Raw genomic sequence first — 21,143 nt, 5'->3', positions numbered from 1 at the left:
GCTTTTGATACCAATGTGGCCTTTCATATCAGGAGATAATAATGAAAAGGACCACCCTCTCTGCAGCGATGGCGTCGGCCATGCTGCTTCCCTCCCTTTGTGCTCACGCCGGCCCGCATGCTCACGTGGTTTGCGCCATGAGCCATACGCGTGGCGATGACGCGATCATGATGTACGGTATGCCCAATCAGGCCATGTGGCATGACTTTTTCGGCAACACCCATGCCGATGCCTGGTCGGATTATTTATCGCTGCGTCAGCGCCCTGAGACCACCTGCGATAACAAAGCCGATAGCTCTGCTTACTGGGCGCCTTCTCTGCGTCTGCCGGATGGTACGGTCGTGCAGCCTGCTTATCAGAAAACCTATTATCAGGCTTCGCATGTTACGCAATATCCACTAACCCCTTTTCCGGCGGGGCTGGCGCTACTGGCGGGCGATCACCATGGCACGCAGCCTAACGGCAAAATTACCTTCTTATGCGCCAACGGCAAAGGTTACAGCAATAAGTTGGGTGAGGTATGCGGACTGCGTAAAGCCAAAGATGCGGTGCAGTTCAATATCGGTATCCAGTTTCCCAACTGCTGGGATGGGATCCATCTTAAGCCGATGCACGGTATGAAAAATGCCGTTTATGACGTAAAAGGGCAGTGTCCATCCGGGTATCCGGTAAAGATCCCGACCGTCAATATGAATGTGGCCTATGTGCTAAAGGGCATTACCTTCCTGGATACGGCAAAAGCGCAGCTTTCTCTTGATCCCACGATGAATGGTGATACGCGGGAGGAGCACTGGGGTAGCCTCTATACGGCCCACGCCGACTTTATGAACGGCTGGACAGAGGAGGGGGCACGATTTATGACCGATCTCTGTATGAACCAGGGGATGGACTGCGGTACCAACGTACCCTACGGGTATTCGAAGGCGCTGGCGAATGTCACTGTCAGCAGCGAGACTCCATCAGGGCAGGGGCTGCAGATTAGCGATAACTGGAAACAGGGGGGCCGTACCCGCAACCCGGAAACGCTGAGCCTGGTGAAACTTGCCATCCCACCGCTGCCGGCCGGGCAGGATCCTGCGCAGTTTAAGTACCGTATACGCCTCTATGACGGGAAGGTAGAGAATAATGGTGCCGATCAGATCTTCTTCTATCCGGCGAGCAATGACTGGGAGCCCGCCACGGTGAACTGGAAACAGCGTCCTGCCTGCAATTATCGCTCAGAGGCGTTGCTCTATCTCAATCATGTCCGGGAATACCGGATGGTGGATGTCGATACCGCAGTACGTAAAGCACTGGCCGCAGGGAAAACGGAGATCTCCTGGTATATCGGAGGCGATCGACAGGGTAACCATTATCAGTTCAACACCGCTGCGTCGAAAGAGAGCCTTGTGCTGATGCTGACAGGCTTTAAACACACGCCAGAGATTTAGATGAAAGGGGTTCCAGGCGAGCGCTGGAACCCTGAAATCGCCTCTTTAACGCACTTGTGCGTCGTCGATTTTCTCGTCTGCCTTCCAGAGGCGATACTTTACGTCGATATTTTCCGGGGTATAGACCACAATCGGCAGCTTACTGTTATAGCGCAGCAGGCTGTGGTCGCCGAGGTATGCCGTAACAAATTTCTCGGTTTTCTTGCCGTCCGGACAGGCCATCATCGTTGAGACCGGTGAAGTAACGTTATCGAAGCGGTAGTAGTCGTAACCCCAGCCTTCCAGCGTTTTTTGGGACAGCTCGCCGCCCAGTCGGTGCTGATTGCAGTCCACTTCCAGCGTCTTACCGATCAGTAGTTCGACTTTGTACTGCGCCTCATCCTTCTGCTCCGGCAGCTGTATCACCTGACGTTTCATCCCTTTTTCGGCCTGCGGGAAAGGGGTCAGAATATCATTGCTGGCAAAAGCGCTGGTACAGCTGGCCGCCAGTAGGGCGATAGCAATCTTCGGTACTTTTTTCACAATCATTCCTTTTGTTCAACGATCGTGGCAAGCGTAGCATATTGAACCCTCACTGGTAGGGTGATTTACTTAAATTTTCTGTTTAACCGGTTTAATCAGCTGGTTGTTTGCTTGTTGTTTAGTGTTAAATGCTGATATGGCGTGACCGGCAAGATCGTGGTAGGGTTAGCGGCAATCATGGTTATTCATCTGTAAAGGAAAGAGCGATGGTACGCGCAAAGCTTAACACCCCGTCGGGCAGAAAGTTTCTTCTGGCATTGTTGGTGGTATTTTCAATTGCGGTGGCCTGCGTCGGCCGCGCAACCATCGTAGGTGTCATTGAACAGTACAACATCCCACTCTCTTCGTGGACGACCAGCATGTTTGTTTTGCAGTCGGCCATGATCCTCGTCTATAGCACCGTCTTTACCGTGCTGCTGGCCATCCCGCTGGGGATTTTTTTCCTCGGTGGCAGTAATAAACAATAAGCCCCGCACGGTGATACGCCAGACCAGCCCACGGGCTGGTTTTTTTACATCTGAAAAACGTGCCTGATGAATTAACGATACCCGGTCGCGTTTCCAAATCTCACCCTTTTGGCTTGTTCACTCTGGTAAGCGGCGTCGTCTTCTGGCGCGGGCATCATCCGGGAAAGCTGGGGGGGCGGGGTAGACCTTTCAGATCGGGGCGCTTAAACCGCTGGTAACGCTCGTTTACCTGCTGCGTAGGCCGCCAGAATTGGTCTCACTCTGAGCGAGGGAGCCTCGCCATCGACGCCAGGGTTTATTACAGGCATAAAAAAACCAACCGTAGAAGGTTGGTTTCTTTGGGATTTTTGGTCGGCACGAGAGGATTTGAACCTCCGACCCCTGACACCCCATGACAGTGCGCTACCAGGCTGCGCTACGTGCCGACACTGGTAGCTAATACTACTCAATTTACGGTCTATTGCAAGCGCCCTGACCGCTAACTGATTTAATATTAATCAGTTAGCGATGAAGCGTTTCTCATCGGTCAATACCTGCAGCAACAGGCTGAGCTGCGGTTTCTGATCGTTGATTCTTTCGCCCTTCAGGGTGTAGGTCTTATAGGTGCCGTTGCTATTCAGCACCAGCGACAGATTTGGCGTCATCACGGTCAGCGTATTGCCATCTGCGGCGGTCACCCAGTCATGACGACGCGTCGCGCTGAACAGATCCTGCCCCTGTGAGTACTCGTTAGCTGGCGTATTCACATGCAGTAAGCGCTGCATCAGCGTGGTCATCACATCTTTATGATCGGTAAGCCTGTTGATGCGCTGGGAAGGTGTGCCCGGCCAGTGAATAACCAGCGGTACCTGCAGGCGAGGGCGAGACCACTCCATGCTGTCGCGATCGCTACCCAGTGCCACGCCATGGCCCGCCGTGATCACCACCACGGTATTTTCCAGCTTGCCAGACTCGCGTAAGGCGTTCAGCACGCGGGCAATTTGAGCATCGACCTCACCGGCCGCGCGCGCATAACGCTGGTTAAAGCCCTTCTGCTGACTGTCGTCGATTGCGGTGCCGTTCAGGGCGACCCACGAGAACCAGCGGTTATCTTCCTGCGCATAACGCTGCAGCCAGTTAATCCACTGCCCGGCGGTTTGCGCATCAGTTTGCGTTTTGGCGGTTGGCAGAGAGAAATCGGACAACAGCGCCTGACGATAGAGCGGGCTGCTAAAGCCGTCTGAAGAGAAGAGCCCCAGCTGATAGCCCTGCTGATTCAGCGCGGTGATCAAGGCCGCAGGGATGCGCGCCGACAGGACGCCGTCCATATAGGCAGGCGAAATCCCGTAGAACAGGCCAAAGATCCCCGCATCCGTCGAATTACCGGCACTCATATGCTGAGTAAAATTAATGTTCTTATCCGCAAATTCGGCCAGCGTCGGCATCTGTTTTTCGAAGCGCGAGTAGTTCAGGCCGTCGACGGTAATCAACAGCACGTTCTGGCCCTGGCCCATATCGCGGAAACGCAGCGGGCTGAGCGGATACTGCACGGATACCGCTTCCGGATTGCCCTGCTCGACAAGACGGCGCTGATACTCCTGCGCATCCAGCAGACCGTGTTTTTCCAGAAAGCGTCGCGCGGTCATCGGATAAGAGAGCGGCAGGTTGGCGCGCTGCATCGTGACCGGACGATAGAAGTTGGCATCAGCCCAGATATACATAATGTGTGAGCTGATAAAAGCGACGAAGAAGAGCGCCGCAATGGGTTTGGCGTAATGACGGCGACGCGTCAGGCTACGCAGTTTTTGCCAGCTCCAGGTGGCAAAAAGCATCTCAATCATCAGGATGATGGGCGCGCTGATAAACATTAGCTGCCAGTCACGCGCGGTTTCGTTCTGGTCGGGGTTAATCACCAGTTCCCAGACGATGGGATTGAGATGCAGGTGGAAACGGGTAAAGACTTCGCTGTCGATTAACAGCAGCGTCATGCCTACAGTGGCCAGAATCGCGGAGATGAACCGCATAAGCCGCTGCGACATGACAACGAAGGTCAGTGGAAACAGAATCAGCAGATAGGTGGCGAAAACCAGAAAGCTAAAATGGCCAATGACGCTGATCCAGGAGTAAATCCGCCCGGCCAGCGTGGTTGGCCAGTCGGCTACAAACAGATAGCGGCTGCCAAGCACCATCGCCAACAGAATGTTGAACAGGGCAAACCAGTGCCCCCAGCTTACCATCTGGGACACTTTTTCGCGGTAGCGCTGACGATTCGTCACCATAAGCTGTCGTTCGTTTCCCTTAGTGTGCCGGGTCGTCGTTAACCGAGGACTGCAACGCCTGTGCGAAGGATTTCGCAATGGCCTGACGTTGAGCCGGAGCAACGCTGGTATTAATCAGGTTGGTCACCATATTCCCCAGTACCATCAGGGAAAGGTCGGTTGGCGTTTTGTGTTTTTCCAGTACGTTAACCAGCTCACTCAGAAGCTGTTCTACGTGTTCGTCACTGTAGCGGGAATGTTGTGGCATAAATCAAAATCATTTCGTTGATGAAAGGGCAACATAGTACCGTAGCAACAGCATTTTTTCCCCTTTTTTATCTTCTATTGCGCACATGCGCAGGGGATGGTTGAATACCGCCCGGTCTAACAGGAGAGTTTATCATGAGTCTGGATATCAACCAGATTGCGCTGCACCAGCTTATCAAGCGTGATGAGCAAACCCTTGAGCTGGTGCTGCGCGATACGTTACTTGAACCGACGCCAACCGTCGTGGACATGATGGCGGAGCTACACCGCGTCTATAGCGCCAAAAATAAAGCTTACGGCATGTTCAACGAAGAGAGTGAACTGGCGCAAAGCCTGCGCTTACAGCGTCAGGGCGAAGAGGAGTTCCTCGCCTTCAGCAGGGCGGCGACCGGACGCCTGCGCGATGAGCTGGCAAAATATCCTTTTGCTGACGGCGGTATCGTGCTGTTCTGTCAGTACCGCTACCTGGCGGTAGAGTATCTGCTGGTGACGGTGCTGAACAACTTAAGCAGCATGCGCGTAAATGAGCAGCTGGACATCAGCTCGACCCACTATCTGGACATCAATCATGCCGATATTGTGGCGCGTATTGACCTTACCGAGTGGGAAACCAATCCGGAATCCACACGCTACCTCACCTTCCTTAAAGGGCGGGTAGGGCGCAAAGTGGCCGACTTCTTTATGGATTTCCTCGGCGCCAGCGAAGGGCTTAACGCCAAAGCGCAAAACAAAGGCTTGCTGCAGGCGGTGGACGACTTTACCGCAGAGGCGCAGCTCGATAAATCCGAGCGTCAGACCGTGCGTCAGCAGGTGTACACCTACTGCAACGAACAGCTGCAGGCGGGGGAAGAGATCGAGCTTGAGTCGTTATCGAAAGAGCTGGCGGGCGTCAGTGAAGTGAGTTTCCAGGAATTTACGGCTGATAAAGGTTACGAGCTGGAAGAGAGCTTCCCGGCGGATCGCAGCACCCTGCGTCAGTTGACCAAATTCGCCGGGAGCGGCGGCGGGCTGACGATCAACTTCGATGCTTTGCTGCTGGGTGAGCGCATTTTCTGGGACCCGGCCACGGATACCCTGACGATCAAAGGTACTCCGCCAAACCTGCGCGACCAGCTTCAGCGTCGCACCTCAGGCGGCAAATAAGCGCCATGAAAAAACCCCGCAGAGCGGGGTTTTTTCATTCAACTTGTCAGCGATTACGCGCGAACGAAGTCGATGTGAGACAGTTTTGGCTTGAACGGGTGACGCTGCACCGCCTGAGCTTTAACTTTCTCTTCTTTACCGTCAACAACGATAGTCAGAACTTCACTGTAGAACTCAGCTTTGTTCTGCATGTTCCACACTTTGTCGTGGTCCAGTTCGATTGCGACAGGAGCAGCTTCGCCGCCATAGATGATGGCCGGGAATTTGTTAGCTGCGCGCAGGCGGCGGCTCGCACCCTTACCCTGCTCTTTACGTGCTTCTGCATTAATAGTGAACATTGATTTCTCTCTGTATATAGATCCTGCTACAGGCGACCCAGCAGCAGGCAGGTGTTCTGCTTCACGGATGTGAGGCGGGCGGCATTTTATACGTAATCAGCGCTGACATCAATGAAAACTCCCTTTAGCCACGCAATTCATTCGCCCGGCGGTAGCGCCCTTCATAGTCAAACACCTTCTCGCGCACCTGCCAGAACTGTCCTTTTTTGCGGGCCACCACAAAGTCCGGATGGCGAAGCAACGCCTGCTGGTGAAGGATATCCCCGGCGGTGATCCAGCGCAGGGGCACCCCTGGCGTACGGGTATGCGGACGGATAAACAGCTGTTCGAAGGCGGTACGCTGGGCGGGTGTGTGCAGACGGAAGCGCTCACTCACATCGGCACCGTCTTCATCGTAATAGGTGATTTTTAACCACTCGCCTTTCTCATCCGCCCCCTGGGCCAGCACCATGCCGCTACAGCGCAACACCAGCGCATCTTTCAGCTTCAGCGCCGCTTTTAACATATCGTCCGGATCGACCAGCACCGTATCGCACTCGCGGCAGCGGCGGGCAGCAATGTCGTTTTCAGCATTGCATTGCGGACAATTTTTGAAGCGGAAACGATAATCGCACTGCTCGCGATGGCCGTCGTCATCCTCCAGCCAGCCCTGACAGCGCCGGCCAAAGTGTTCAATAAGGGTGCCGTCGGCCGTTGTCTTTCCCCAGAAGGTATTGGCGAAGCCGCATCCCGGGCAAAATACCTGCACCGGAACGTTGTCACTTTTGCCTTTTGGCGTACCCACTTCCGGGGCATACAGGTCGTGGGGGTTGCCGGCGTAATCCAGAATCAGGCAGTCGGTTTTACCCGGCGACAGACGCAACCCCCTGCCGACGATCTGCTGATACAGGCTCACCGATTCGGTAGGGCGCAGAATCGCAATCAGATCCACGTGAGGAGCATCAAAACCGGTGGTCAGGACCGCTACGTTCACCAGATAGCGAAACTGCTGCGCTTTGAAGGCTTCAATTAAGCGATCGCGTTCGCTGCCCGGCGTTTCACCGGTGATCAGTGCCGCATCGTCAGCGGGCAACAACCCGGTGATTTCACGGGCGTGTTCCACGGTGGCGGCAAAAATCATCACCCCTTTGCGGGTTTCGGCAAATTCCATTATCTGGCTGATGATGTGCGGGGTAATACGATCCTGTTTTTTGAGTTCGCGATTAAGATCCGCTTCGCTAAACAGGCCATTACTCTGCACCTGCAGGCGGCTAAAGTCGTACTGCACCACCGGCATATCCAGCCGCTCAGGCGGGGTGAGGTAACCGTGCTTTATCATGTAACGCAGGGGTAACTCGTATATACAGTCGCGAAACAGCGCTTTGTCTGTGCCGCGCACCATGCCGTGATAGTGGAAATGGTAAATCCAGCCTTTGCCCAGACGGAACGGCGTGGCAGTTAATCCCAGCAGCCGAATCGAGGGGTTAACGCTTTTCAAATGGGCAAGGATCTGCTGATACTGGCTGTCGTCGTCATCGCTGATGCGATGACACTCGTCCACAATCAACAGCGAAAATTCGCTGCGGAACTGATCCAGATTACGCGCCACCGACTGTACGCTACCAAACACCACTTTGCCGTGGCTCTCTTTACGCTGCAGACCGGCGGCAAAGATATCCGCCTCAAGGCCGAGGGCCAGGTACTTGGCATGGTTCTGCGCCACCAGCTCTTTCACATGCGCCAGCACCAGCACGCGCCCGCGCGCCAGCCGGGCCAGTTCGGCGATCACCAGGCTCTTGCCAGCCCCGGTAGGGAGCACAATGGCCGCCGGTTCTTTATGCTTGCGAAAGTGGGCGAGGGTCGCGTCAACCGCTTCCTGCTGATAGGGGCGAAGAGTAAATGTCATGGGATCTCAGTTTGGTTATCTCGCATATAGTATGCCACGAAACTTTTTCCCTTGAGTGGCGCAGATAGCCCGTTATACTGGCTTCTTCAGACTGCCTCTTTTCCGGATGTGTTGTCCGGCTCCTGGCACCATTAAGGCTAAAAATACTTCATGCGACTTGATAAGTTTATCGCTCAGCAACTCGGCGTAAGCCGCGCTATTGCCGGGCGTGAAATTCGCGCCAGCCGCGTTACCGTGGATGGCGATATTGTGAAAGATAGTGCGTTCAAACTCCAGCCTGACCATCAGGTTGAGTACGACGGTAATTCGCTGACTCAGCAGAATGGTCCGCGCTATTTCATGCTCAATAAACCGGAAGGTTATGTCTGCTCCACCGACGATCCGGATCATCCGACCATTCTCTATTTCCTTGATGAGCCGATGGCGCACAAGCTACACGCCGCCGGGCGTCTGGATATTGACACCACCGGGCTGGTATTAATGACCGACGACGGTCAGTGGTCGCACCGCATTACCTCACCACGCCATCATTGTGAAAAAACGTATCGGGTGATGCTGGAATCGCCGGTGAGCGATAATACGGCGGAACAGTTCGCGCAGGGTGTACAGCTGCATAATGAAAAAGATCTGACCAGGCCGGCCACGCTCGAGGTGATCACACCGACCGAGGTGCGCCTGACCATCAGCGAAGGGCGTTACCATCAGGTGAAACGTATGTTCGCCGCGGTGGGTAACCACGTGATTGGTTTACACCGGGAGCGTATCGGCGCCATCGAGCTTGATGATGATCTGGAACCCGGTGAATACCGCCCGTTAACGGATGAAGAAATTGCCAGCGTTGGCCTGGCTCCACGCTAATCCAGGAGTTTATTGTGACCAACAGGCCACACTCGTCATTTAGCATTGTCTTTATCCTTGGCCTGCTGGCCATGCTGATGCCGCTCTCTATCGATATGTACCTGCCCGCACTGCCGGTCATTTCCGAGCAGTTCGGCGTACCGGCAGGCAGCGCGCAAATGACCCTCAGCACCTATATTCTCGGCTTTGCCGTGGGGCAGTTGCTCTACGGGCCGATGGCCGATAGCCTGGGGCGCAAACCGGTTATCCTCGGCGGTACCCTGGTGTTTGCCGGTGCGGCCGTTGCCTGCGCGCTGGCACAGACCATTGACCACCTGATTGTCATGCGTTTCTTCCACGGGCTGGCCGCCGCCGCTGCCAGCGTGGTGATTAATGCCCTGATGCGCGATATCTACCCGAAAGAAGAGTTCTCGCGCATGATGTCCTTCGTCATGCTGGTCACCACCGTGGCGCCGTTGATAGCGCCGATGGCAGGTGGGGCAGTGCTGGTCTGGTTTAGCTGGCACGCTATCTTCTGGATCCTGGCGCTTGCGGCGCTGCTGGCGTCGGCGATGATCTTCTTCTTTATCAAGGAAACTTTGCCGCCTGAACGTCGACAAAAGTTCCACATCCGCACCACGCTCGGCAACTTCGCATCGCTGTTTCGTTATAAGCGGGTGCTGAGCTATATGCTGGCCAGCGGATTCAGCTTCGCGGGGATGTTCTCATTCCTGAGCGCCGGGCCCTTTGTTTACATTGAACTGAACCACGTCTCACCGCAGCATTTCGGCTACTACTTTGCACTGAACATCGTCTTCCTGATTGTGATGACGCTGATCAACAGCCGCTTTGTCCGCCGCGTTGGAGCGCTGAATATGTTCCGTGCCGGGCTGTGGATCCAGTTCGCCATGGCAATCTGGATGGTGGTGACGGCATTCTTCGATGTGGGCTTCTGGTCGCTGGTGGTGGGCGTGGCGGCGTTTGTCGGTTGCGTTTCCATGGTCTCGTCGAACGCGATGGCGGTCATTCTGGATGAGTTCCCGCACATGGCGGGCACGGCGTCGTCGCTCGCCGGGACCTTCCGCTTTGGCATTGGCGCCATTATCGGTGCGTTACTGTCGATGGCCACCTTCAACAGTGCCTGGCCGATGCTCTGGTCCATCGCTTTCTGTGCGACGGGCTCCATTCTTTTCTACCTCTATGCCAGCCGACCCCAAAAAACGGTTAAATGACGCACAAGAAAGGGTTCCACAGGAACCCTTTTTTGACACATATCAACCAAAACGTTCATCCCGGTCTCCTTGTTTGTTTCTTTTATGTAAAATCTATTTATGTAAAAAGTCACATCGTTGTAGTTAAAAAGGTTGAGTTAGATCGCAGAAACGGGTACATATAGCGCCGTTGCGAACCTGAAACTCATACAAAAAGCCCTGAGAAATAAGACGCTAACGCCGATGATATCTGGCTGTAACCGCTTTCTCACTAAAAACAGGGCAGGTGAGTAATGATGTGTTACTATAAATGTAAATAGATTGTGAAGTATATTTTGCTTCCGGGGAACAAACGTGGATACATTACAGCTCTCCATCGTCCATCGCTTGCCGCAGAGCTATCGCTGGTCGGCGGGTTTCGCAGGTTCGAAAGTTGAACCGATTCCGCAAAGCGGGACGAACTGCGATAACTGCCTGGTGGCGCTTAAATTGCTCAGTCCGCAAGACGAAAACGCGTGGCCGGTAATGGAAAAGCTCAGCCAGGCGCTGACGGATATTGAACTCGACAGCTCCGTGCTGGAGTGCGAGGGCGAACCCTGCCTGTTCGTGAAAAGTCAGGACGAATTTGCCGCCACCTGCCGCCTGAAAAATTTCGGCGTAGCCATTGCTGAGCCGGTGTCTGGCCAGAATCCTTTCTGAGTGTCAACGTAACGCTAACAGCTGGCGGGTATATGCCTGCGTCGGCGCGGCAAACACGCGCTGACACTCTCCCTGCTCGACAACCTCTCCCTGACGTAAAACAATAACCTGATGGCAAAGCGCCTGCACGACCTGCAGGTCATGGCTAATGAAGATATACGCCAGCCGATACTGTTGCTGAAGATCTTTTAGTAACGCCAGAATCTGCGCCTGCACGGTGCGATCCAGCGATGACGTCGGTTCATCAAGGATGATCAGCTCCGGTCGCAGGATCAAGGCGCGGGCAATGGCGATACGCTGTCGTTGACCGCCGGAAAAGGCCCCCGGATAACGTTGCCGGGTTTCGGGATCCAGCCCCACCTCGCCCATTACCCGAATCACCTCGGCTTCTCGCTGCGCCGGGGTGAGCGCAGGCTGGTGTACGCGTAACCCCTCTTCGATAATCTGCAGGACATTGAGTCGCGGGTTGAGTGAGGAGTTGGGATCCTGGAAAACCACCTGCATTCGATGGCGCAACGGAAGCATCTGACGGCGATTGCGGTCATGCAGCGTCTTATCATCGAAAGTCATCTCACCTTGCGACGTAATCAGCCGCAGTAGCGCCAGCCCGGTGGTGCTTTTACCGGAACCAGATTCCCCCACCAGCCCCAGAGTTTCACCTGCCCGAAGGGTAAAGCTGACCTTGTTCAGCACCCGTTTGCTATCCACCTCCCGGCGTAAAAGACCCTTACGTATCGGGAAGGCCACCGACAAGTTATTTACGGTGAGTAGCGTCGGGGCATTTTCTGCCAGCGGAACAGGGCCGCCGGTGGGTTCACTATCAAGAAGTCGCTGCGTGTAGGGATGTTGCGGAGCACTAAACAGGGCAGGGGCGCTGTTCTGCTCGACGCAACGCCCGCTTTGCATCACCGCGACCCTATCGGCAAGCTTTTTAACGATGCTGAGATTATGGGTGATAAACAGCAGGCTCATGTTCAGCTCGTCGCGCAATTCCCGCAGCAGTTGCAGGATCTGCGCCTGTACCGTGACATCCAGCGCCGTGGTGGGTTCATCGGCAATCAGCAGTTCAGGGCGGGTGAGCAGGGCCATGGCAATCATGACGCGCTGGCGCTCTCCTCCCGAGAGCTGATGCGGGAAGTCAGAGAGCCGTTTGGCCGCGTGACGAATGCCGGTGCGCTCCAGACAGTCGAGCATCTCGCCGCGCGCGGCCTCTTTACGCATCCCCCGATGCAGAGAGAGCACTTCATACAGCTGTTTTTCAAGGGTATGCAGTGGGTTGAGCGAGACCATCGGCTCCTGGAAGATCATCGCGATTTTATTGCCTCGCACGCCGCGCAGGGTACGTTCATCGGCATGCAGCAGTGACTGCCCCTGAAAGAGAATATCGCCCTGGGGATAGATGGCCGGTGGCGAAGGCAGCAGGCGCAGCACTGAGAGGGCCGTAACGCTCTTCCCCGAGCCGGATTCACCCACCAGCGCCAGCGTTTCTCCCGGATCGATATGCAGTGAGAGATCGCTCACTACCGGACGCGTTTCGCCCTGCTGACGAAAAGCGATGGAGAGGTTATCAATATGCAGAAGGGGCTGCGTCATGTTACACCGCCTTGTTGGGGTCGAAGGCATCGCGTACCGCTTCGCCAATAAAGATCAGTAACGACAGCAGCAATGCCACCGAGATAAACGCGGTGATCCCAAGCCATGGCGCCTGTAGGTTATTTTTGCCCTGCAATAGCAGTTCCCCCAGCGATGGCGATCCCAGCGGCAGGCCGAAACCGAGAAAATCGAGAGAGGTCAGGGTAGTGATGGAGCTGCACATAATAAACGGCAGGAAGGTGAGGGTAGCCACCATCGCATTGGGCAGAATGTGGCGGAAAATAATTCCCCGATCGCCCACGCCCAGCGCCTGCGCGGCACGGATATAATCAAAATTACGGGTACGCAAAAACTCAGCCCGTACTACGCCGACCAGCGCCATCCAGCCGAACAGCACGGTGATGGCGAGTAACCACCAGAAATTCGGCTGCACTACGCTTGAGAGCAGAATGATCAGAAACAGGGTCGGCATGCCCGACCACACCTCAATAAAACGCTGTCCCCAGAGGTCGATTTTGCCGCCGTAATAGCCCTGAAGGGCGCCCGCCAGTATCCCCAGAACGCTAGAGAAAAGGGTCAATAGCAGGCCGAACAGAATCGAGATGCGGGTGCCATAGAGAATGCGAGCCAGTACGTCGCCGCCGTTGGCATCGGTGCCTAACCAGTTCTGACTGGAGGGGGGAGAAGGAAAGGGACGGGTAGTGGCAAAGTTAATGCTGGTGGCGCCAAAACGAACCGGCGCCCACAGCGCCCAGCCGTGGTTATCGAGCTGCGCGCGTAGCCACGGATCCTGATAATCTGCCGGGGTGGCGAACGGGCCGCCGAAGTCGCTCTCACTGTAGTTATTTATCGCTGGCAGATACCAGCGGTCGTTAAAATGGACCAGCAGCGGCTTGTCGTTAGCCACCAGTTCAGAGAACAGGCTCAGAATAAAAATCACCGCAAAGATCCACAGCGACCAGTAGCCGCGGCGGTTGTGGCGAAAACGGGCCCAGCGGGCCTGGTTTATGGGGCTTAGGCGTAGCATCAGCGGCCCTCAAAATCGATGCGTGGGTCGACCAGCGTATAGCTGATATCACTGATGATATTCAGCAGCAGGCCAATCAGGGTGAAGATATAGAGCGTGCCGAACATCACCGGGTAGTCACGGGAGAGCGTCGCTTCGTAGCCCAGCAGGCCGAGGCCGTTCAGGGAGAACATCACCTCTATGAGCAGCGAGCCGGTGAAGAACATGCTGATAAAGGTGGCCGGAAAGCCCGCGATGACCAGCAACATGGCGTTGCGGAATATATGCCGCCACAGAATTTTGCGCTCGCTCACCCCTTTCGCCCGGGCGGTGACCACATACTGTTTGCGGATCTCATCAAGAAACGAGTTTTTGGTCAGCATGGTGAGCGCGGCGAAGCCGCCAATGACCGTGGCCAGCACCGGCAAGGTGATATGCCAGAGGTAATCCGTCACTTTCTGGTACCAGGGCAGAGAGTCAAAATCCGCCGAGACCAGCCCGCGCAGCGGGAAAAGGTCGTAATAGCTGCCTCCGGCAAAGAGGACGATCAACACTACGGCGAAAAGGAAGGCCGGAATAGCATAGCCGATAATGATAAAGGTACTGCTCCAGGTATCGAAACGGCTGCCGTTATAGACCGCCTTGCGAATACCCAGCGGGATAGAGACCAGGTAGATAATCAAGGTACCCCATAGCCCCAGGGTGATGGAGACGGGCAGACTCTCCTTAATCAGTTGCAATACCGAGGCGCTGCGGAACAGGCTATTACCAAAATCGAAGCGCGCGTAATCCCACAACATTTTGAAATAGCGTTCATGCAGCGGTTTATCGAAACCGTAGCGCTGAGTGATCTCGGCGATCACCTCCGGATCTAGACCGCGTCCGCCGCGATAGTGGCTTTCACTGATATTACCCACGCCGGTACGGGCATGGCTGGCGCGCATCCCTTCGCCACCCCCTCCCGGCAGGCTGTTGCTGCTACCCATTTCGATAGCGGCTATGGCCTGATCCACCGGACCACCGGGGGCAATCTGCACGATAAAAAAGTTGATGGTGATGATGGCCCACAGGGTGGGGATCACCAGTAATAAGCGACGAATCAGATAAGCGCCCATAACATTCCTTACCGTCGCTCGGCGGGTAATTTCGCCGCTTTGTTCACGTCATACCACCAGTTTTCAAAACCGAGGGCGTAAACCGGACGTACCGCCGGGTGAGAAAATTTATCCCAGCTGGCGACGCGATCCTGTGCCATATACCACATGGGCAGCATGTAATAGTTCCAGGTCAGAACCCGGTCGAGTGCCCGCCCGAGCGGCAGCAATTTCTCTTTATCGCCCTGGGCGTCAACGATCCGGGCGATAAGCGCGTCGAGGGCCGGGCTTTTTACTCCCGGGGAGTTATAGGTGGAGTCGATATATGCCGAAGCCCAGGAGAGCTGCAGATCGGAGCTTGGCCATGGCATCGCCCGCCACAGGCGCGGTATCATATCGTAATCGCGGCTACGCATACGATTGGTGATTTGCGAATTATCGACCTGACGAATCGTCATCGTCACGCCCAGGCGTTCGAGGTTGTGCTGGAACGGCAACACCCACTGATTATTGCCGCCGGAGGGAAGTAGCAGCTCAAAGGTGAGCGGTTTCCCGGTCTGGTTATTAACGCGTTTCTGATTTTTCAGCGTCCAGCCTGCCTCATCCAGCAATTTACTGGCTTTAAGCAGGTTGTTACGATCGTAGCCGTCGCCCTTTGACACCGGCGGCTGATAGACGGAGGTAAAGACCTCGGCCGGGATTTCACCCTTGAGCGGAGCGAGCAGCGTCAGCTCAGCGGCGTCCGGATACCCTGTTGCGGCGTACTCCGTATTTTGAAAATAGCTGTTCACCCGGCTGTAGGCACCGTAGAAGAGCGCTTTATTCATCCATTCAAAGTCGAAGGCGAGGGTAATGGCTTCGCGCACGCGTCGGTCGGTAAAGACGGGGCGCTGGATATTAAACGCCAGCCAGCGGGTGTCCTGCGCCGAATCGCTCTTAAACTCATCTTTAACGATATAGCCGCGCTCGAAATTTCTGCCGGTGTAGCGGGTGGCCCAGTTTTTGGCGCTGCTCTCAAGGCGCATATCAAATGCCCCGGCCTTGAAGGCCTCAAAGGCGACATTATCGTCCAGATAATAGTCATAGCGCAGGGTGTCGAAGTTCCAGCGGCCGCGGTTAACAGGCAGGTCGGCGGCCCAATAATCTTTTACCCGTGACCAGATGACATACTGCCCCATACGCCAGCTGGTAATGCGATACGGGCCGCTGGCCAGCGGCGGCGTGGAGATAGGATCGCTGAGTTTATGATTTTTCCAGAATTTCTCTGGCATCACCGGCAGGGAGAAGAGGCTCAGCATATCCTCTTTATTGGGCTTCGCCAGCTCAATACGCACCGTAAGCGGCGCGATGGCTTTAACGGTGGTGCCTTTATAGACCAGTCGGAACTGGGGGACCCCTTCAGTCATAAATTTATGAAAGGTAAACTCGACGTCACGGGCGCTGACCGGTGTCCCATCATGAAAGCGCGCTTTCGGATTGATCGTAAGCTCCACCCAGGAATAATCATCAGCGTAGCGTGCAAACTCAGCGACCAGAGGATAGTAGCTGCCGGGTTCATCGTCCGAGGTGGTGAAGAGGGGATCGTAAAGTGATTCAGTGCGTTCGGCGGCCACGCCGCGCAGAGCATAGCGGTTGAAGTTATCAAAGGTACCGATAACGGAAAGGGTAGCCTTTCCCCCTTTTGGCGCCGCCGGGTTGACGTAATCGTAGTGATCGAAATTGATGGCGTATTTCGGCTCGCCGATGACGGCGAACGCGTAGCTCTCTTTGATGGTCTGCGCCTGACAGAATCCACTCAGCGCTACAAGCAGTAGCATCATTACGCGCAATATCATTCCGCTACGCATTCCTTATTATTAGCTGGCCACCCGATGATCATTGAATAATAAGTGACGAGGCGACCGTTGTGCAATTATTCACGACTGAGCCCGGGATCTTCTTGCCACGTCAGCAGCGCGTCCAGCGGCATAGGGCGACTAATCCAGTATCCTTGTAAGAAATTGACGCCATGTTCCCGCAGCCACTTTGCCTGCTCGACTGTTTCTACCCCTTCCGCCACGGTGACCATATTCAGCCGGCGCGCCAGGGTAATGACCGCGTCGAGGACGGGGGAGGTAACCGTTTCCATACTGATGGTGTTGACGAACCCACGATCGATTTTGAGATAGTCCATCGAGAAGCGCTCAAGATAGATGAGCGCGCTATGCCCGGTACCAAAGTCATCAATCGCCACTTCAAAGCCTTCATGATGAAGCCAGTCGAACAGCCGGGCCGCTTCGCTGTGCTGCAGCATATTGCGCTCGGTAATTTCAAGCACGACCTGGAAGTGATTCGGCGGTAGCGAGGCGGCAAATTTGCGCATGTCTTCTTTAAAACTTTCGGCATGCAGGTGGCCTGGAGCAATATTGATCCCCAGTTTTGCACCCGGCGGTAGCCGTTTTTTTAACATTGGCGCATCGCGCAGTATCAGGTCAAAGAGGTGCAGCGTCAGCGGGACGATCAACTTTTGTGCTTCAGCAAAGTTGATAAAAGCATCAGGCGGGATCTCTCCGGCACCCGGATGACGCCAGCGCATGAGTACCTCTACGCCAGTCATTTTTAGATCGTTGGCATCTACAACCGGCTGATAGACCACATAAAACTGATCCTGCTTAATGGCCGTCAGGATCTCTTTTCTTGGGTTAGCCCGCGCCATCGACAGGTAGTAGCAGACAACCGCACTGCTGATGCCGCAAATCACGCCGAACAGTAATGCAAACAGCAAGTCTTCTCGTGTCCAGGCTTCGGCGTAGAGATTTATTTGCAGCGGCAACTCTTCAATGCGGGTGGACCGTATGGGTGGCGTAGTTAATTCGTTGGTATGCAGCAGGTGATCGGCATAGGTTGAAAAGGCGGTGTTTCCTACCACCAGCGCAATGGCCGCAAACTCATCCTGACGGGCTGTATATAAAAGGTAAGGGGTCAGGTTGAGGTTAATTGACGTAAAAATGCCGCCATCGTTTACCAGCGGGTTACGGTACCACAGCACAATGGCGGATTTATTCGGCATCATTGGGGTGCCGGGGACCAGCGCCATATCGATTGGCTTTTTCAGATCAATTTCGGGAACCAGATCCGCAAGGGGGGTGTTCATCGGCCCGGTGGCCGAAGAGCAAAAAGCGATTTTGTCTTTCACCAGCAGAAATGCGCGAACGTTCAGGCTAAAGGCCGCGCGCGAGGTCAGCTCTGAACCCACATCCTCACATCTATTCAAAGTCATGGGTTGCAACTGGTCGACAGAGGTACGCAGCTCGGTGAAATAGCTCTCCATATACAGTCGAAGATCGACAATCAGGTTATCGAACCTTACCGCGCGTTTATGGTAACTGGAAAAAAATTGCAAACCGCCGCAGAGCAGGGCGATAAACAGGCCGGTAAGAAGGCTAATGATCAGCACCTTACGGCGGGATGAAAAGTAGCGGGTGAACATTGATGTTATCAGATCCTGATTTGCCGCCCCCGTCTTCATGACGGCTAAATTCATGCAGTTACACGACTATAGCCTGGATTGGCTTTGCCAGAGAAAGGTTACGCTCTCTTGCCTGACGATGAAACAAAAAAAGCACCGCCGTAGCAGTGCTTTATTCAACGTGTTGTCAGCCAAGGGTAACGGACAACACGCATCGATTAACTCCGCGTCAGTACACGGCGCGCTTCATTGTAGCGCTTCTTCCAGTAAGGCTCGTTCATACTGGAGATCATCACACCGTTGCTGGTGGATGCGTGGACGAACTGATCATTACCGATATAGATGCCGACGTGTCGGCCGGTCGAACCTGCGCGGAACAGGACTAAATCGCCGGTGCGTAAGCTGGTACGCGAAATCGACTTGCCCATCTCCTGCTGTTCATAGGTTGAACGCGGAAGTTCTAAACCAAACTGCTCACGGAAAGTACGCTGTACGAAACCGGAACAATCAATACCTTTTTTAGTGCTGCCACCCAGGCGGTAACGAACGCCTTTCCAGCTGGCATACTGGTCCATAAGTCGGGATTTCACATCCAGATTACGTACCATTGTTTCAAATTCATCCTGAGAGGCTTGCAGTGAAGAGGCGTCTTCTGACCCCACAACACGCGTCTCAGGATGCATATTCTTCGCGGTATTCGTTGTGCTACAAGCAGAAAGCAGAACCGCAACTGCAATCGCCGGGATCCCCCGCAAGATATATCTCAAAATCGGTTGAGATTTGACCATTTTGTTTATTTTCCCTTGAAGTCCTTAACGATCAATATCGTTATAAAAATGCCAAACGTGACGAGACTAATTACCTGCGCACTTTGAGACAATTCTTTATGGTCAAATCTGTGGCGAATCGCACAAATTTTTCTGCATTAGAAATAATTACGGTGCTGGGTAAAACGAGTCTGAGAGTAACCGATTGCCGAACCCATTGCGAGTAAAAAAAGCCAATTTTTTATAAGTATTTGTGATAGCCAAATCAGGCTGATGGGAAAGGGAAATGAGGGGAGAAATCAGGCTAAAAATCACACAACTGATTCATTTGTAAGCCGATTAATGTTACAGCATGATGACATAATGTAAATTAAGCAGCCGTTAAATCGTCAGGGATCGATAACGATCCCTGACGGCGCTTAATAATTTCGGTTAGTTATTTGTTTTATTTTTGTTGAATTTATGAGGTAAATAACGATCGAACACGGCGATTAATTTATCACTTAATGGAGTCATCAGACACCAGGGAAGACCAATCAGCGCCACAGAGAGCGACCCGACAGCAATATCGGTGAACCAGTGGGCGCCAATCATGACTCGCGGGAAAGCAAAGACCATAAAGATAATCAGGGCAACCATAAAGGCTTTATGACCGAAATAGCGCCATACTACTGCCGCAAAAATAAGCAGCATCATCCCGTGATCGCCAGGGAAACTGTCTTTCGAGGCGTCTTTCGTTGAAATATGCAGCAATTCGCTAACGCGATAAATATCAGAAAACCAGAGCGTAGGACTCGAACGTTTCACCGGAATAAGGGCAGATGCCAGTTGATTCAGCACCACGGCGATCAATAACATTACCAGCCCGATAATAATAATGCGCCGACGTCCTTCTGCCGATGCCTGGCGCCAGAACCAGAGAAGCAGACAGCCCATCGCCAGTAACGAACATCCGTCAAAAGCACGGTTATTGGTGATGGCGACCAGCCACAGGAAGGCACGACTCTCCACCAGCTTATGGTTAAAGAAGTGGAAGATGCCACTGTCCAGCGGGAACCAGAAGCCGTGGTTAACCGGCAGGTACCATGAGAAGAAGAGCGCCAGGCCAGCGACATTAAGCAGTATTATCTGGGGGAATCGTGTTTTCATCATCGTTTACTAAGCTAAGAAGTCCGGGCAACGTTAGTTGTCGGAAGTTAAACGAAGCTTCAACAGACTAGCCTGAAGTGCGTTCCAGTCGGTATTTACCGCACTAATTAGCTCTATACGACTGTCCGGCGGAGCCACTCCCTGGGTTTCGATGAAGTAATCTTCCCCCTGGCGATTAATCCGCACCAGGCCATCTGGCGTGCGCATCACCCCTTTAACGCGATCAACCGGCGCCAGTCGCGCCCATTCCAGCAGACCGATAGTGTCAAAACAGGTGTCAGCGTCAAAAATCCATCCGCACGCCTGATGGCCCTGGCCGCTATTGAGGTTACGCCGCCAGCGCTGGTGGGCGGGCAGGCTCAGGGCGGCAAGCCCTTTCTGATCGCGATGGGAATGGTTGTGTTCCGCGCTGGCAGGCAGTTCCACCGTGTTCAGGCGCGGCAGATCTAACAAGGCGATATCGATATTGCCCTGCGTTGCGTATTGCAACTGACGCTCCCCACCGACGTGTTGCCACCAAATCTTAAGCGCTTCACGGCTTTCTTGCGTCGCCCGGTCTTCTTTGTTGGCAATGATAATATCGGCAGAAGCCAGCTGATCGCGGAAGTTGTCATTTTGTACCGCTTTTTCGTCCAGCAGCTGACGCGGGTCGAGTACGCACAACGTCGCACGCAGATCGATCCAGGGTTCATAAACCGGCGAGGTGAGCAGGTCGAGGATCTGCTTAGGATGGCCAAGGCCAGTGGGCTCGATGAGCAGGCGGTCGGGTTTACCCTGTCGCAGAAGCGTGTTCAGGCCAACCTGCATCGGCAGACCATTAACACAACACATGCAGCCTCCGGGTATCTCTTTGATCATCGCGCCGCTGTCGGCCAGCAGCGCGCCATCGATACCCACTTCGCCAAATTCATTGACCAGTACGGCCCATTTTTCGGCAGGATCTTTATTGGCCAGCAGATGCAAAATTGAGGTGGTTTTGCCGCTGCCGAGAAAACCGGTGATCAGGTTAGTCTTGGTCACATGTGCTCCAGGAGTGATAACTGTAATCTT

19 protein-coding genes and 1 tRNA gene are annotated in these 21,143 nt (G+C 54.3%); 6 read left to right on the top strand and 14 right to left on the bottom strand.

What is annotated here, in order from left to right; translation table 11 throughout:
* Nucleotides 1-41: 41 nt before the first annotated feature.
* The gene (locus tag JZ655_RS14255; RefSeq protein ID WP_207292125.1) at nucleotides 42-1,430 is read left to right on the top strand and encodes a DUF1996 domain-containing protein; all 1,389 of its coding nucleotides are present in this window, start codon (nucleotides 42-44) and stop codon (nucleotides 1,428-1,430) included.
* Between the two features lie 45 nt (nucleotides 1,431-1,475).
* Here the strand turns inward: JZ655_RS14255 and eco are convergent, their stop codons facing one another.
* On the bottom strand, nucleotides 1,476-1,952 hold the full coding sequence (eco, locus tag JZ655_RS14250) for a serine protease inhibitor ecotin (RefSeq protein ID WP_242637273.1): 477 nt from the start codon (nucleotides 1,950-1,952) through the stop codon (nucleotides 1,476-1,478).
* A 206-nt stretch (nucleotides 1,953-2,158) separates the two neighbouring features.
* Between eco and JZ655_RS14245 the strand changes: the two genes are divergently transcribed.
* Nucleotides 2,159-2,419 carry a DUF2534 family protein gene (locus tag JZ655_RS14245; protein WP_040074749.1) on the top strand — a complete coding sequence of 87 codons (261 nt, stop codon included), beginning with the start codon at nucleotides 2,159-2,161 and terminating at the stop codon, nucleotides 2,417-2,419.
* A gap of 348 nt (nucleotides 2,420-2,767) precedes the next feature.
* Here the strand turns inward: JZ655_RS14245 and JZ655_RS14240 are convergent.
* The 3 genes from JZ655_RS14240 to JZ655_RS14230 form a co-directional block, all read right to left on the bottom strand.
* Nucleotides 2,768-2,844: transfer RNA gene (locus JZ655_RS14240), tRNA-Pro, on the bottom strand.
* A 72-nt stretch (nucleotides 2,845-2,916) separates the two neighbouring features.
* Nucleotides 2,917-4,677: an LPS biosynthesis-modulating metalloenzyme YejM gene (yejM, locus tag JZ655_RS14235; RefSeq protein ID WP_207292123.1), complete on the bottom strand. Its 1,761-nt coding sequence runs from the start codon at nucleotides 4,675-4,677 to the stop codon at nucleotides 2,917-2,919.
* A gap of 19 nt (nucleotides 4,678-4,696) precedes the next feature.
* Nucleotides 4,697-4,924, bottom strand: coding sequence for a YejL family protein (locus JZ655_RS14230; RefSeq protein ID WP_040074752.1), 228 nt, complete (start codon nucleotides 4,922-4,924; stop codon nucleotides 4,697-4,699).
* A gap of 134 nt (nucleotides 4,925-5,058) precedes the next feature.
* Here JZ655_RS14230 and yejK point away from each other — a divergent pair, with 134 nt between their 5' ends.
* Nucleotides 5,059-6,066, top strand: coding sequence for a nucleoid-associated protein YejK (yejK, locus tag JZ655_RS14225; RefSeq protein ID WP_040074754.1), 1,008 nt, complete (start codon nucleotides 5,059-5,061; stop codon nucleotides 6,064-6,066).
* A gap of 53 nt (nucleotides 6,067-6,119) precedes the next feature.
* Here yejK and rplY read toward each other — a convergent pair whose 3' ends face one another.
* Both rplY and radD read right to left on the bottom strand, forming a co-directional pair.
* Nucleotides 6,120-6,404 carry a 50S ribosomal protein L25 gene (gene rplY / locus JZ655_RS14220; RefSeq protein ID WP_040074755.1) on the bottom strand — a complete coding sequence of 95 codons (285 nt, stop codon included), beginning with the start codon at nucleotides 6,402-6,404 and terminating at the stop codon, nucleotides 6,120-6,122.
* Between the two features lie 124 nt (nucleotides 6,405-6,528).
* Nucleotides 6,529-8,289, bottom strand: a complete 1,761-nt coding sequence (gene radD / locus JZ655_RS14215; RefSeq protein WP_040074756.1) for a DNA repair helicase RadD — start codon at nucleotides 8,287-8,289, stop codon at nucleotides 6,529-6,531.
* Between the two features lie 150 nt (nucleotides 8,290-8,439).
* Here radD and rsuA point away from each other — a divergent pair, with 150 nt between their 5' ends.
* The 3 genes from rsuA to JZ655_RS14200 all read left to right on the top strand — a co-directional run bounded on the left by rsuA (nucleotide 8,440) and on the right by JZ655_RS14200 (nucleotide 11,036).
* Nucleotides 8,440-9,147, top strand: a complete 708-nt coding sequence (gene rsuA, locus JZ655_RS14210) for a 16S rRNA pseudouridine(516) synthase RsuA (protein WP_040074757.1) — start codon at nucleotides 8,440-8,442, stop codon at nucleotides 9,145-9,147.
* A 14-nt stretch (nucleotides 9,148-9,161) separates the two neighbouring features.
* Nucleotides 9,162-10,358: a Bcr/CflA family multidrug efflux MFS transporter gene (locus JZ655_RS14205; RefSeq protein WP_207292122.1), complete on the top strand. Its 1,197-nt coding sequence runs from the start codon at nucleotides 9,162-9,164 to the stop codon at nucleotides 10,356-10,358.
* Between the two features lie 333 nt (nucleotides 10,359-10,691).
* Entirely contained in the window at nucleotides 10,692-11,036 is a 345-nt protein-coding gene (locus JZ655_RS14200) for a YejG family protein (RefSeq protein WP_040074760.1), read from the top strand.
* Nucleotides 11,037-11,039: 3 nt separating this feature from the next.
* On the opposite strand, the gene yejF is transcribed toward JZ655_RS14200, so the two are convergent.
* The 8 genes from yejF to JZ655_RS14160 all read right to left on the bottom strand — a co-directional run bounded on the left by yejF (nucleotide 11,040) and on the right by JZ655_RS14160 (nucleotide 21,113).
* Complete coding sequence (yejF, locus tag JZ655_RS14195) at nucleotides 11,040-12,629, bottom strand: microcin C ABC transporter ATP-binding protein YejF (protein WP_207292121.1); 1,590 nt, start codon at nucleotides 12,627-12,629, stop codon at nucleotides 11,040-11,042.
* A 1-nt stretch (nucleotide 12,630) separates the two neighbouring features.
* Nucleotides 12,631-13,656: an ABC transporter permease gene (locus JZ655_RS14190; RefSeq protein ID WP_046884719.1), complete on the bottom strand. Its 1,026-nt coding sequence runs from the start codon at nucleotides 13,654-13,656 to the stop codon at nucleotides 12,631-12,633.
* A complete protein-coding gene (locus tag JZ655_RS14185; RefSeq protein WP_046884720.1) occupies nucleotides 13,656-14,750 on the bottom strand; it encodes a microcin C ABC transporter permease YejB in 1,095 nt (364 codons plus the stop codon). Before JZ655_RS14185 ends, JZ655_RS14190 begins: the two co-directional genes overlap by 1 nt.
* Before the next feature lie 8 nt (nucleotides 14,751-14,758).
* Complete coding sequence (locus tag JZ655_RS14180; RefSeq protein ID WP_207292120.1) at nucleotides 14,759-16,564, bottom strand: extracellular solute-binding protein; 1,806 nt, start codon at nucleotides 16,562-16,564, stop codon at nucleotides 14,759-14,761.
* Nucleotides 16,565-16,641: 77 nt separating this feature from the next.
* On the bottom strand, nucleotides 16,642-18,198 hold the full coding sequence (locus JZ655_RS14175) for a cyclic di-GMP phosphodiesterase (protein ID WP_207293856.1): 1,557 nt from the start codon (nucleotides 18,196-18,198) through the stop codon (nucleotides 16,642-16,644).
* Between the two features lie 197 nt (nucleotides 18,199-18,395).
* Entirely contained in the window at nucleotides 18,396-18,965 is a 570-nt protein-coding gene (gene mepS, locus JZ655_RS14170) for a bifunctional murein DD-endopeptidase/murein LD-carboxypeptidase (protein WP_040074767.1), read from the bottom strand.
* Between the two features lie 411 nt (nucleotides 18,966-19,376).
* The gene (locus tag JZ655_RS14165) at nucleotides 19,377-20,093 is read right to left on the bottom strand and encodes a phosphatase PAP2 family protein (protein WP_207293855.1); all 717 of its coding nucleotides are present in this window, start codon (nucleotides 20,091-20,093) and stop codon (nucleotides 19,377-19,379) included.
* Between the two features lie 33 nt (nucleotides 20,094-20,126).
* Nucleotides 20,127-21,113 (bottom strand): CobW family GTP-binding protein, encoded by a 987-nt coding sequence (locus JZ655_RS14160; RefSeq protein ID WP_207292119.1) that lies wholly within the window; start codon nucleotides 21,111-21,113, stop codon nucleotides 20,127-20,129.
* Nucleotides 21,114-21,143: the final 30 nt, after the last annotated feature.

Source organism: Leclercia pneumoniae, assembly GCF_017348915.1.
In the GTDB taxonomy this organism is placed as follows: domain Bacteria; phylum Pseudomonadota; class Gammaproteobacteria; order Enterobacterales; family Enterobacteriaceae; genus Enterobacter; species Enterobacter pneumoniae.
This window is presented reverse-complemented; position numbering and strand designations above follow the sequence as displayed.

Excerpts from the sequence above, each read along its gene's own strand:
- JZ655_RS14245 (WP_040074749.1), top strand. The coding sequence starts at position 2,159 with ATGGTACGCGCAAAGCTTAACACCCCGTCGGGCAGAAAGTTTCTTCTG.
- JZ655_RS14180 (WP_207292120.1), bottom strand. The coding sequence starts at position 16,564 with ATGATATTGCGCGTAATGATGCTACTGCTTGTAGCGCTGAGTGGATTC.
- JZ655_RS14175 (WP_207293856.1), bottom strand. The coding sequence starts at position 18,198 with ATGTTCACCCGCTACTTTTCATCCCGCCGTAAGGTGCTGATCATTAGC.
- rplY (WP_040074755.1), bottom strand. The coding sequence starts at position 6,404 with ATGTTCACTATTAATGCAGAAGCACGTAAAGAGCAGGGTAAGGGTGCG.
- JZ655_RS14230 (WP_040074752.1), bottom strand. The coding sequence starts at position 4,924 with ATGCCACAACATTCCCGCTACAGTGACGAACACGTAGAACAGCTTCTG.
- rsuA (WP_040074757.1), top strand. The coding sequence starts at position 8,440 with ATGCGACTTGATAAGTTTATCGCTCAGCAACTCGGCGTAAGCCGCGCT.
- JZ655_RS14255 (WP_207292125.1), top strand. The coding sequence starts at position 42 with ATGAAAAGGACCACCCTCTCTGCAGCGATGGCGTCGGCCATGCTGCTT.
- JZ655_RS14190 (WP_046884719.1), bottom strand. The coding sequence starts at position 13,656 with ATGCTACGCCTAAGCCCCATAAACCAGGCCCGCTGGGCCCGTTTTCGC.
- yejM (WP_207292123.1), bottom strand. The coding sequence starts at position 4,677 with ATGGTGACGAATCGTCAGCGCTACCGCGAAAAAGTGTCCCAGATGGTA.
- yejF (WP_207292121.1), bottom strand. The coding sequence starts at position 12,629 with ATGACGCAGCCCCTTCTGCATATTGATAACCTCTCCATCGCTTTTCGT.
- mepS (WP_040074767.1), bottom strand. The coding sequence starts at position 18,965 with ATGGTCAAATCTCAACCGATTTTGAGATATATCTTGCGGGGGATCCCG.
- yejK (WP_040074754.1), top strand. The coding sequence starts at position 5,059 with ATGAGTCTGGATATCAACCAGATTGCGCTGCACCAGCTTATCAAGCGT.
- radD (WP_040074756.1), bottom strand. The coding sequence starts at position 8,289 with ATGACATTTACTCTTCGCCCCTATCAGCAGGAAGCGGTTGACGCGACC.
- JZ655_RS14165 (WP_207293855.1), bottom strand. The coding sequence starts at position 20,093 with ATGAAAACACGATTCCCCCAGATAATACTGCTTAATGTCGCTGGCCTG.
- JZ655_RS14185 (WP_046884720.1), bottom strand. The coding sequence starts at position 14,750 with ATGGGCGCTTATCTGATTCGTCGCTTATTACTGGTGATCCCCACCCTG.